The organism is Planosporangium mesophilum (assembly GCF_016863255.1).
Classification (GTDB): Bacteria; Actinomycetota; Actinomycetes; order Mycobacteriales; family Micromonosporaceae; genus Planosporangium; species Planosporangium mesophilum.
Genome location: NZ_BOON01000035.1, coordinates 130067 through 141813, shown reverse-complemented (window position 1 = coordinate 141813; position 11747 = coordinate 130067). Strand labels below are relative to the sequence as shown.

Sequence of the window (11747 nt, the reverse complement as noted above, 5' to 3'; positions counted from 1 at the left end):
TCACTGTCCGAACCGCGCAACACCGCCCCCGACTCTCGTCGGGACCAGCAATGCGGGGATTTGGCAGGACGTCCGCAGTAGCGCTCTCGCGCCACGCCGTCCGGTTCCCTGCCGGTCGCTCACACTACCCGATGGTCGTCCCAGCTCCAACCGGATGTGACATCCGCTTGAAGTCGTCACCCCATCTGGCCGCCAGTCGAGGCCGACGCTGTCGCGCCACCCGCCTGGATTGGCCCGCGTCTCCGGAGTTAATCTCCGGCCCACGGGCAGAGAGAAAGTTACGCCCGCCCGGGCATGATCGTCAAATCAGACGACCTTGCGCTGCGTCACATCCGTGACGCCCGGCGGGCGGACCCTTTCTCCAACGCCGACCACGGAAACTTCATTCCCGGCCGACCGCGTCCCGTCCCGTACCGACATCGTCGGCGCGGACCGGACAGCCCCTGTGACAACGCCTGCTCTCCGGGATGCATTCCGGGAGACCCAGCGCTCCCGCCGCGCGGACCAGCCGCACAGACGGAAGAGGCAGAAGGTTCAACACCAGGACCGGAAGAACAATTCCGGCCCAGCGGCCCTGCCACACCGAATCGGCGCGGCTAGGGCCCTTGTCTCAACGCCGCAGCCCCGGAAGGCATTCCCGGCACCGGCCGGAACCGGCACCTCGCGACGCGAAGAATCCAACGCTCACCACCAGGTGCAGTATTCCCCGCTCCGTGTGGGGAGATGGCAACACCGCGGTAGCAAACCGCCGGACCAGATACAACACCGACGCCGGGAGGACAATTCCCGGCCCGGCCGCCCCGAGCGGGCGGCAGACGCCGACACCGTCAAGCCGTGTCGGAGACAGGAAAGGGAACGCCTCCCTGACGGGCGGCATTCCCCCACCCCTGGGCTACCGGACCAGTTCGGCGCCGGCGATCGTCTTCTTCCCCCGGCGCAGGACCAGCCACCGGCCGTGCAGCAGGACGTCGTCGGCTACCGGCGCCTCGGGGTCGCTGACGCGCACGTTGTTGATGTACGCGCCGCCCTCGGCGATCGTCCGCCGTGCCTCGTTCATGCTCGAGACCAGGCCGGCCTCCTTCAGCAGCGCCGCGACCGGCGGCAACGAGCCCTCGATCCGCGCCAGACCGGCCTCGGCCAGCGCCGCCCGCAGCGTCGTCGGGGGCAGCGTGGAAAGGTCACCCCGACCGAAGAGTGCCTTGCTGGCCTCGATGACCGCGCGGGTCTCCTCCTCGCCGTGTACCAGGCGGGTGACCTCCTCGGCCAGGCGCCGCTGGGCGGTCCGGGCCGCCGGCCGTTCGGCGGTCTCCTTCTCCAGTTCGAGGATCTCCTCGCGGTCCAGGAACGTGAAGATTCGCAGCAGCTGGCCGACCGTCGCGTCGTCGACGTTGATGAAGTACTGGTACAGCGCGTACGGGCTGGTCATCTCCGGGTCGAGCCAGAGGTTGCCGCCACCGGTGGACTTGCCGATCTTCTCCCCGGCCGCGTTGGTCACCAGCGGCGTCGCCAGCAGGTGGGCCGACTCGCCGGTGACCCGGCGGATCAGGTCGGTGCCCGCGGTGAGGTTGCCCCACTGGTCGCTGCCGCCGGTCTGCAGGCGGCACCCGTACCGGCGGAACAGCTCCAGGAAGTCCATGCCCTGCAGGATCTGGTAGCTGAACTCGGTGTAACTGATGCCGGCCTCGGAGTTGAGCCGCGCGCTCACCGCGTCCTTGGCGAGCATGTTGTTGACCCGGAAGTGCTTGCCGATGTCGCGCAGGAAGTCGAGCGCAGACAGCCCCTCGGTCCAGTCGAGGTTGTTGACCATCCGGGCGGCGTGCTCGCCCTCGAAGTCCAGGAACGGCTCGATCTGCCCGCGGATCCGGTCGACCCACACGGCGACGGTCTCCCGGGTGTTGAGCACACGCTCGGACTGCGGCCGCGGGTCGCCGATCAGGCCGGTCGCGCCACCGACCAGGGCAAGTGGCCTGTGGCCGGCCAGTTGCAGGCGGCGCACGGTCAGGATCTGTACCAGGTTGCCGACGTGGAGGCTGGGCGCCGTCGGGTCGAAGCCGCAGTAGTAGGTGATCGGTCCACGCGCCATCTCGGCGCGCAGCGCGTCGAGGTCGGTGGAGAGCGCGATCAGGCCGCGCCACTGCAAGTCATCGAGTACGTCGGTCACGTCCGCGATTGTCCCTCATCCGCGGCGGATGGTCCCAACCGGTTTAGTGAAGGGCAGCGGGCTGCTCACCGGGCCGGGCGGGGGCTCAGCTTCGATGATCGCTTCGGCGTGTGCCGCCGGTACTCGCTGACGGTCGGGTCACCCTTGATCCAGAAGCGCCAGGGCGTGTCGTGGCCGCCCGTCACGCCGACCCGGGGGCCGGTGTGGATCAGGTCGTCGGGCACCGGCTCCGTTCCCGGGCGCAGGGTCACCGGCCCACCGCCGAGCAGGTACGTGCCGTAGGCCGCGCCGTCGATACCGAGCGCCGAGCAGAGCCGGGCCGGGCCCCGAGCGAGCTGGCGATCATCGGGGACCCGCAGCCGCCGGCGGGCTCGGGCCGTCTCGATACCGTCGACAACCTCGCCAGCGCGCACGAGGACCGCCGCCGCCTCGTTCTCGGGTCCGCACACGACGTTCATGCACCAATGCATGCCGTAGGTGAAATATGTGTACGCATACCCGGGCGGCCCGAACATCACCGCGTTTCGTGGGGTGCGGCCGCGGTGCGCATGCGAGGCGGGGTCGCCACCGGTGCCGGCGTACGCTTCGACCTCGGTCAGCCGGACCGTCACGTCGCCCGCGGTCAGCAGGCAGCCGAGCAGCCCTCGGGCAGCCTCGTCGGCGGGGCCCGCGAGTAGGTCGGCCAGGTTCTGGCTCACTCACACGCTCCACATTCCAAAGTGCACCCTCGTCAAACCCGACCGCCCATGGCTTGCACCCTCAGACATTGTTTCAGGTCACGGGGCGGCGACCCGGGCCGGCGTCAGCGGCAGCGCGGCTCGTAACGGGCCGGGTTGAGCAGCGCGGCCCGCATCGCGCCGTCGCGGCGCAGGGCCTCGCGCCAGCCTTCGATCGAGGCGTGCGGTACGGACCGCGGGGTGGACCGGTTGAGGTCGAGCAGTACGCGGGACGGGGCGTAGCGGGCGTTACCGGCGCCGGGCCACCGCGGATCGCTCGTGAACGCGGCCACGACCGGCGCCCAGCGGCGACGTGCCCGCATGGTCATATTTCCCTCCGCCGATGCAGCAGTACCGCTCGACAGTAGGCAACCGCACCGGGTTTCGCATCCCGAACGCGGGATGTCGCCCTACCGGGGTACGACCTGCTCCGCGGCCCACTCCCGCCAGGTCTGCAGGCGGTCCTCCACCGCCGCGTACTGCTCGCTCACCGGCGCCGGGCCGGTCGAGCCCGGCGTGGTACGCGCGGCGAGCGCCCCGCGCACCGACAGCACCTCGCGTACCTCGGAGGTCAGGTGCGGGCTGCAGGCGGTCAGGTCGTCGTCGGAGACCTCGTCGAGCGCGCAGTCGCGGGCGGCGCAGATCATCACGAGCTTGCCGGTGATCTCGTGCGCCTCCCGGAACGGCACGCCCCGGCGCACCAGCCAGTCGGCGACCTCGGTGGCCAGGGTGTACCCGCGCGGCGCCGCCTCGGCCAACCGGTCCACCCGTACCGTCATGGTGGAGATCATTCCGGCGAGCGCGGGCAGCACCACCTCGAGGGTGTCGACCGCGTCGAAGACGGGCTCCTTGTCCTCCTGGAGGTCCCGGTCGTACGCCAGCGCCAGCCCCTTGAGCATGGCGAGCACCCCGGCCACGTGGCCGATCAGCCGGCCGGACTTGCCGCGGGCGAGCTCCGCGATGTCGGGGTTCTTCTTCTGGGGCATGATCGACGAGCCGGTGGCGAAGGAGTCGTCGAGCTCGACCCAGCCGAACGACGGCGTGGTCCAGAGCACGACCTCCTCCCCCAGCCGGGACAGGTGCACGCCGGTCAGGGCCGCCACGAACAGGAACTCGGCCACGAAGTCGCGGTCGGAGACGGCGTCGATCGAGTTCGCCGCCGGCGCGTCGAAGCCGAGCTCGTGCGCGACGACGGCCGGGTCGAGCGGCAGCGACGAGCCGGCGAGCGCGCCGGAGCCGAGCGGGGACACGGCGGCCCGGCGGTCCCAGTCGCGCAGCCGGTCGAGGTCGCGCAGCAGCGCCTGGACGTGCGCGAGGAGCTGGTGGCCGAACGTGATCGGCTGCGCCGGCTGCATGTGGGTGAAGCCCGGCGCGGGCGTGTCGATGTGCCGGCCGGCCTGCTCGACGAGCGCGTCGGCCAGCTCCACGATGCGCGCGGCTACGCCGCGGGCGTGGTCGCGCAGGTACAGCCGGAGGTCGGTGGCGACCTGGTCGTTGCGGGAGCGCCCGGCCCGCAGCTTGCCTCCCAGGGTGCCGAGGCGCTCCAGCAGGCCCCGTTCGAGGGCGGTGTGTACGTCCTCGTCCTCGATCCCGGGCCGGAACTCGCCGGCGGCACAGGCCGACTCGAGGTCGTCGAGCGCGGCGAGCATCCGGCCGAGTTCCTCGGCGTCGAGTAGACCGGCGCGGGCCAGCACCCGGGCGTGCGCCCGGGAGGCGGCCAGGTCGTAGGGGGCGAGGCGCCAGTCGAACTGGACGCTCACGCTCAGGCGTGCCAGGGCTTCGGCCGGACCACCGGCGAAGCGGCCACCCCACAGTCGGGTCGGGCCGTCGGTCTGCGTCACGCTCGCGCTCCTTGTTGCGGTGTGTTCGATCCTCACCCGGCCGCACGCCGGGCACGGCGGGCGAATCTTGGTGGGTTCGACACCGGATACGATGCCAAACCCACCAAGATCGCCGGAACCCGGGTCAGCGCTCCAGGCGGGCGTCGCGGGCGGCGGCCAGCCGGCTGGGCAGGCCCCACAGGTCCACGAAGCCCTTGGCCAGCGACTGGTCGAACATGTCGCCCTCGTCGTAGGTGGCCAGGCTGAAGTCGTACAGGCTGGCCTCCGAGCGCCGGCCGGTGACGACGGCGCGGCCACCCTGGAGGGTCAGCCGGATCTCGCCACTGACGTGCGTCTGGGTCTCTGCGATGAACGCGTCGAGGGCCTTCTTGAGCGGCGAGAACCACAGGCCGTCGTAGACCAGCTCGCCCCAGCGCTGGTCGACGTTGCGCTTGAAGCGGGCCACGTCGCGCTCGACGGTGACGTTCTCCAGCTCCTGGTGGGCGGTGATCAGGGCGATCGCGCCCGGCGCCTCGTACACCTCGCGGCTCTTGATGCCCACGAGCCGGTCCTCGACCATGTCCAGGCGGCCCACGCCGTGCTCACCGGCGCGCCGGTTGAGCTCCGCGATGGCCTGGAACGGCGTGACGGTCTCGCCGTCGATGGCGACCGGTACGCCGCCCTCGAAGGTGATCACGACCTCGTCGGCGTCCTTGGGTACCGTCGGGTCCTGGGTGTAGCTGTAGACGTCCTCGATCGGACCGTTCCAGATGTCCTCGAGGAAGCCGGTCTCGACGGCGCGGCCCCACAGGTTCTGGTCGATCGAGTACGGCGACTTGCGCGTCACGTCGATCGGCAGGCCCTTCTCCTCGGCGTACGCAATGGCCTTGTCCCGGGTCCAGGCGAAGTCGCGGGCCGGGGCGATGACCTTGAGGTGGGGGGCGAGGGAGCCGATGCCGACCTCGAAGCGCACCTGGTCGTTGCCCTTGCCGGTGCAGCCGTGGGAGACGATCGTGCCGCCGTGCGTGCGGGCCGCCGCGACGAGGTGCCGCACGATCAGCGGCCGGCTCAGCGCCGACACCAGCGGGTAGCGGTCCATGTAGAGGGCGTTGGCGCGCAGCGCCGGCAGGCAGAAGTCGGCGGCGAACTCGTCGCGCGCGTCGACGACCTCGGCCTCGGCGGCGCCGCAGTCGAGCGCCCGCTGGCGGATGACGTCCATGTCCTCGCCGCCCTGCCCGACGTCGACGGCCACCGCGATGACCTCGGCGCCGGTCTGTTCGGCCAGGTACGGAATGGCGACGGAGGTGTCCAGCCCTCCGGAGTATGCGAGCACGACCCGGTCGGTCACGACGGGCTCCCTTCAGATATCTCTTGAGACAGGTGCGGGCCGCCGGGAGCGGCTGCGGATTCGGTACCGGCGGGGTCGGCCGTGGAGTCGGTACGGCCCCAGGTGGTGAGTTTGGCGGCCAGCGTGGGGCCGCCGGTGACGTCCCGGGAGACGACGAGGATCGTGTCGTCCCCGGCGATCGTGCCGACCACGTCCGGCAGGCCCGAGCGGTCCAGGGCGCTGGCGAGGAACTGGGCGGCACCGGGCGGGGTGCGCAGGACGACGAGGTTGCCGCTGGCGTCGGCGCCGGTGAGCAGTTCGCGCAGCAGGCGTACCAGACGGGCCGGCGCCTGCTCGGCCTGGCGCAGCGGCCGGTTGCCGTCCTCAGGGATAAGGTACGCCCCGCCGACCTTGACCGCGCCGAGTTCCTCCAGGTCACGCGAGAGCGTGGCCTGGGTGACCTGGGTGCCCTCGGCCGCCAGCAGCTCGGCGAGCTCGGTCTGGGAGTGCACCGGGCGCTGCCGGATGAGCCCCACGATGCGGGCGTGGCGGGCGGCTCGGGTCTGCGGTGCGGCGGTCATGACAGCAGCCACGTCAGCAGGGCCTTCTGCGCGTGCAAACGGTTCTCTGCCTCGTCCCAGGCGGCGCTGGCGTCGAGGACGTCGCCGGTGATCTCCTCACCGCGGTGGGCCGGCAGGCAGTGCAGCACGACCACGTGCGGCTTGGCGCCGGCGAGGAGGTCGGCGTTGATCTGGTACGGCAGGAACGGCGTGATCCGGTCCAGCCCGTCGTCCTCCTGCCCCATCGAGGTCCAGCAGTCGGTGGCGACCACGTCGGCGCCGGCCACCGCCGCGCCCGCGTCGTGGCCCACCTCGACCGATCCGCCGGTGGTGGCCGCGATCTGTGCGGCCTTCGCCACGACGGCGGGGTCGGGGTCGAACCCGGCCGGGCCGGCCAGCCGTACGTGCATGCCGGCGGTCGCGCCGGCGAGCAGGTACGAGTGGGCCATGTTGTTGGCGGTGTCGCCGAGGTAGGCCAGCGTGCGGCCGGCCGTTGCACCGAGCCGCTCGCGGATCGTGAGCAGGTCGGCCAGCAGCTGGCACGGGTGGAAGCCGTCGGTGAGCGCGTTGACGACCGGTACCGAGGAGGCCGCCGCCAGTGCGGCCAGCCGGGCGTCGGCGTGCGAACGGATGACGATGGCCCCCACGTACCGCGAGAGCACCCGGGCGGCGTCCTCGATCGTCTCGCCGCGGCCGAGGTGGGTGCTCTGCGCGTCGATGATGATCGCGTGCCCACCCAGCTCGGCGATGCCGGCCTCGAACGAGGTGCGGGTACGCATGCTCTGCTTTTCGAAGATCACCGCGACCGACTGCGGGCCCGCGAGGGGGCGCCGGGCGAACCGGTCGGCCTTCAGCGTGGCCGCGAGGTCGAGCACGGCGGCCTGCTCGGCCGGGCTCAGGTCGTCGTCGCGCAGGAAGTGGCGGGTCACTTCGCCGCCTCCAGGGCTGCGGGCAGCGCGGCGACGAAGGCGTCGGCCTGCGCAGGCGTAAGGATCAGCGGCGGGGCCAGTCGGATCACCCCGGGCTGGACCGCGTTGGCGAGGAAACCGGCGCCGGTCAGGGCGGCAGCGACCGCACCGGCGACCGGCTCGGCGAGCACGACGCCCAGCAACAGCCCGGCACCCCGGACCTCGGCGACCAGCGGATGCCCGAGCGCCTCGACGCCGTCGCGCAGCCGCTCGCCGACCCGCTTGACGTGCTCGAGCAGGTGCTCGGACTCGATCGTGTCCAGCACCGCGAGCGCGGCCGCACAGCAGACCGGGTTGCCACCGAAGGTACTGGCGTGGCTGCCCGGGCCGAGCAGCGTCGCCGCCTCGCCGAAGGCCAGGCACGCGCCGATCGGCAGCCCGCCGCCGAGCCCCTTCGCCAGGGTCACCACGTCCGGAGCCACGCCCTCGGCCTGGAAGGCGTACCAGTACCCGGTACGCCCGATGCCGGTCTGCACCTCATCCAGGGCGAGCAACGCGCCGTGCCGTGCGGTGATCTCGCGGGCGGCGGTGAGGTACCCCGCCGGGGGTACGACCACTCCGCCCTCGCCCTGGATCGGCTCCAGGATGACCATCGCGGTCTGGTCGGTGACGGCGGCGGCGAGGGCGTCGACGTCGCCGTACGGCACGTGCTGCACGTCCGGCGGCAGCGGCGCGAACGGGTCGCGCTTGGCCGGCTGCCCGGTCAGCGCCAGCCCCGCCATGGTCCGGCCATGGAACGCACCCTGAGCGGCCACGATGTGGGTGCGGCCGGTGCGCCGGGAGATTTTGAAGGCGGTCTCGTTGGCCTCGGCGCCGGAGTTGGCGAAGAACACCGCGCCGGGACGGTCACCGGCGAGCGCCAGCAGCCGCTCGGCGAGCGCACCGGCCGGCGGCGAGGCGTACAGGTTGGACACGTGCCCGAGCGTGGAGATCTGCTCGGTGACGGCCTTGACCACGGCCGGATGGGCGTGGCCGAGCGCGTTGACGGCGATCCCGCCGACGAAGTCCAGGTAGGACCTGCCGTCCTCGTCGACGACGACGGCACCCTCACCGCGGACCAGCGCCAGCGACGGTGCCCCGTACGTGTTCATGACGGCGGAGGTCCACCGGTCCATGACTGTCATGACGGCACCACCATCGTTCCGAACCCTTCTTCGGTGAACACTTCGAGCAGGATCGAGTGCGGTACCCGGCCGTCGACGACGTGCGCGGCCGGTACCCCGCCCTTGACCGCGCGCAGGCAGGCCTCCATCTTGGGCACCATCCCGGCGCTCAGCGTGGGCATCAGCGCGTCCAGTTCGGCGGCGGTGAGCTGGGTGATCAGGCTGTCGGTGTCGGGCCAGTTCGCGTACAGGCCCTCGACGTCGGTGAGCACGACCAGCTTGCGCGCCCCGAGCGCGACCGCCAAGGCCGCCGCGGCGGTGTCGGCGTTGAGGTTGTGCAGGACGCCGTCGGCGTCGAGCGCCACGGTGGACACGACCGGGATCCGGCCGGCGCCGACCAGGTCGATGATCGCGGACGTGTTGACCTCGGCGACGTCGCCCACCTGGCCCACGTCGACCGGCTCGCCCTCCACGAACGCGGTCCGGCGTACCGCCGTGAACAGCTGCGCGTCCTCACCGGACATGCCGACCGCGAACGGCCCGTACCCGTTGATGAGGTTGACCAGCTCCCGGCCGACCTGGCCGACGAGGACCATCCGGACCACGTCCGCCGCCTCGGGCGTGGTGACCCGCAGGCCGCCGCGGAACTCACTCTCGATATCGAGGCGCCCCAGCATCGACGAGATCTGCGGCCCGCCGCCGTGCACGACGATGGGCTTGATCCCCACGTACCGGAGAAAGACCATGTCGGCGGCGAACGCCCGCTTGAGCTCCTGGTCGACCATGGCGTTGCCGCCGTACTTGACCACCACGGTCGCGCCGTGGAATTCGGTCAGCCACGGCAGGGCCTCGATCAGCGTGGTCGCCTTGCCCAGGGCGATGCCCAGATCCCGCCCGTTCATGACGAGTACGCCGAGTTCTCGTGCACGTAGCCGAGCGACAGGTCGTTGGTCCAGATGGTCGCTTCCTGGTCACCGGCGTGCAGGTCGACGCGGACGTGTACCTTGCGGCCGGTCAGGTCGACCTTGCCCCGGTCGTCGCCGGCGGCGCCGCCACGGCAGATCCACACCCCGTTGATCGCGACGTCGAGCGCGTCCGGGTCGAACTCGGCGGCGGTGGTACCGATCGCGCCGAGGATCCGCCCCCAGTTGGGGTCGTTGCCGAAGAACGCGCACTTGACCAGGTTGTTGCGGGCGATCGACCGGCCCACCTCGACGGCGTCGGTCTCGCTCGCGGCGCCGGTCACCTCGATGCTGATGTCCTTGGTGGCGCCCTCCGCGTCGGACAGCAGCTGCTGGGCCAGGTCGTGGCAGGCGGCGGTCACCGTGGCGGTCAGCTCCTCGGGTGACGGCTCGATCCCGGAAGCGCCGCTGGCCAGCAGCAGGACCGTGTCGTTGGTCGACATGCAGCCGTCGGAGTCGATCCGGTCGAAGGTGACCCGGCACGCCTCGCGCAGCGCGGCGTCGAGGGTCTCCGAGTCGGCCACCGCGTCGGTGGTGAGCACGCAGAGCATGGTGGCGAGGGCGGGCGCGAGCATGCCGGCGCCCTTGGCCATGCCGCCGACGGTGTACCCCTCACCGGCCTGGACGGTCGTCTTGGGCCGGGTGTCCGTCGTCATGATCGCTTCCGCGGCGGCGGCACCGCGGTCGCGGGCGAGCCCGCGTACGGCCGCGTCGACGCCGGGCAGCAGCTTGCCCATCGGCAGCCGCTCGCCGATCAGGCCGGTCGAGCAGACCGCGACGTCGGCGGCACCGAACGGCTGCCGGGAGGCGGCGGTCAGCGCGGCCGCGACGCGCTCGGCGGTGCGGTGGGTGTCCTGGAAACCCTGCGAGCCGGTACAGGCGTTGGCACCGCCGGAGTTGAGCACGACCGCGCGCACGATGCCGGAGCGCAGGACCTGCTGGCTCCACAGCACCGGCGCGGCCTTGACCCGGTTGCTGGTGAACACACCGGCAGCGGTGGCGTCCGGCCCGTCGTTGACGACGAGCGCCAGGTCCGGGCTGCCCGACGGTTTGAGCCCGGCGGTCACGCCGCCCGCCCGGAACCCCTTCGGGCTGGTGACGGTCATGGAGCGACTCCGTTCGCGGTCAGGCCCGCCGTCTCCGGCAGGCCGAGCATCAGGTTGGCGCACTGGACGGCCTGGCCGGCCGCGCCCTTGCCGAGGTTGTCGATCGCGGACGTCACGATCAGCCGGCCCGAGTCGCGGTCCACGGTGCCCTGGAGGTGGCAGGCGTTCGACCCGAAGGTGGCGGCCGTGTGCGGCCACAGGCCCTCGGGGAGGACCCGGACGAAGTGCTCGCCCGCGTACGCGTCCAGCAGCACCTGCCGTACGTCGGCTGCTCCGGTGGCGACGGCGGTGACGGTCGACAGGATGCCGCGGGGCATCGGCGCGAGGACCGGGGTGAACGACAGCGTCCGGGCGCCGGTCGCCTGCTTGATCTCGGGGGTGTGCTGGTGTGCGCCGACCTTGTACGGGCTCAGGTCCCCCATCACCTCGCTGCCGAGCAGGTTCGCCTTGGGCGACTTGCCGGCCCCCGAGGTACCGGAGGCGGCCACCACCACGACGTCGTCCGGGCTCGCGATACCGGCGGCGAGGAGCGGGGCGAGCGCGAGGGTGGTGGCTACGGCGTAGCAGCCGGTGGCGGCGGTTCTCGTGGACTCCGCGATCTTCGCGCGCTGGCCGGGCAACTCGGGAAGGCCGTAGGTCCAGGTACCGGCGTGGGCTCCCGGGTAGTAGCCGCTCCAGGCGTCCGCGTCGACGAGCCGGTGGTCGGCGCCGAGGTCGACGAGCTTGGTCTGGGCCGGCAGTTGCGCTGCCACCGCCGCCGACTCCCCGTGCGGCAGGGCGAGGAACACCAGGTCGGCCTCTGCGAGGGCGGCGGGGTCGGTCGGCGCGAGGACGTGGTCGGCCAGGGTCGTCAGGTGCGGGTGTACCGCGCCCAGACGGGCACCCGCCTGGCTCTGGCCGGTCGCGACGGCCAGCTCGAAGTGCGGGTGGCCGTCGATCAGCCGCAGCAGCTCGCCACCGGCGTACCCGCTGGCTCCGGCGACCGCGATTCGTATGCCCATACCGCCTCCTGCATGACTATGCG

At 71.9% G+C, this 11747-nt stretch carries 11 protein-coding genes; all 11 read right to left on the bottom strand.

What is annotated here, in order from left to right; translation table 11 throughout:
• Window positions 1-892: 892 nt before the first annotated feature.
• Window positions 893-2161 carry a tyrosine--tRNA ligase gene (gene tyrS / locus Pme01_RS19870; RefSeq protein WP_168116707.1) on the bottom strand — a complete coding sequence of 423 codons (1269 nt, stop codon included), beginning with the start codon at window positions 2159-2161 and terminating at the stop codon, window positions 893-895.
• Window positions 2162-2226: 65 nt separating this feature from the next.
• Window positions 2227-2859, bottom strand: a complete 633-nt coding sequence (locus Pme01_RS19865; protein WP_168116706.1) for a DNA-3-methyladenine glycosylase — start codon at window positions 2857-2859, stop codon at window positions 2227-2229.
• 104 nt (window positions 2860-2963) lie between these two features.
• A complete protein-coding gene (locus Pme01_RS19860) occupies window positions 2964-3206 on the bottom strand; it encodes a hypothetical protein (protein ID WP_168116705.1) in 243 nt (80 codons plus the stop codon).
• Window positions 3207-3287: 81 nt separating this feature from the next.
• On the bottom strand, window positions 3288-4748 hold the full coding sequence (argH, locus tag Pme01_RS19855; RefSeq protein ID WP_168116727.1) for an argininosuccinate lyase: 1461 nt from the start codon (window positions 4746-4748) through the stop codon (window positions 3288-3290).
• 94 nt (window positions 4749-4842) lie between these two features.
• The gene (locus tag Pme01_RS19850) at window positions 4843-6045 is read right to left on the bottom strand and encodes an argininosuccinate synthase (protein ID WP_168116704.1); all 1203 of its coding nucleotides are present in this window, start codon (window positions 6043-6045) and stop codon (window positions 4843-4845) included.
• On the bottom strand, window positions 6042-6605 hold the full coding sequence (locus tag Pme01_RS19845; protein ID WP_168116703.1) for an arginine repressor: 564 nt from the start codon (window positions 6603-6605) through the stop codon (window positions 6042-6044). The genes Pme01_RS19850 and Pme01_RS19845 overlap by 4 nt, the downstream gene beginning before the upstream one ends.
• Complete coding sequence (gene argF / locus Pme01_RS19840) at window positions 6602-7513, bottom strand: ornithine carbamoyltransferase (RefSeq protein ID WP_168116702.1); 912 nt, start codon at window positions 7511-7513, stop codon at window positions 6602-6604. Before argF ends, Pme01_RS19845 begins: the two co-directional genes overlap by 4 nt.
• On the bottom strand, window positions 7510-8676 hold the full coding sequence (locus Pme01_RS19835) for an acetylornithine transaminase (RefSeq protein ID WP_168116701.1): 1167 nt from the start codon (window positions 8674-8676) through the stop codon (window positions 7510-7512). The genes argF and Pme01_RS19835 overlap by 4 nt, the downstream gene beginning before the upstream one ends.
• Window positions 8673-9557, bottom strand: a complete 885-nt coding sequence (gene argB, locus Pme01_RS19830) for an acetylglutamate kinase (RefSeq protein ID WP_168116700.1) — start codon at window positions 9555-9557, stop codon at window positions 8673-8675. The genes Pme01_RS19835 and argB overlap by 4 nt, the downstream gene beginning before the upstream one ends.
• Complete coding sequence (gene argJ, locus Pme01_RS19825; protein WP_168116699.1) at window positions 9554-10723, bottom strand: bifunctional glutamate N-acetyltransferase/amino-acid acetyltransferase ArgJ; 1170 nt, start codon at window positions 10721-10723, stop codon at window positions 9554-9556. The genes argB and argJ overlap by 4 nt, the downstream gene beginning before the upstream one ends.
• Window positions 10720-11724, bottom strand: a complete 1005-nt coding sequence (gene argC, locus Pme01_RS19820; protein ID WP_168116698.1) for an N-acetyl-gamma-glutamyl-phosphate reductase — start codon at window positions 11722-11724, stop codon at window positions 10720-10722. The genes argJ and argC overlap by 4 nt, the downstream gene beginning before the upstream one ends.
• Window positions 11725-11747 lie beyond the last annotated feature (23 nt).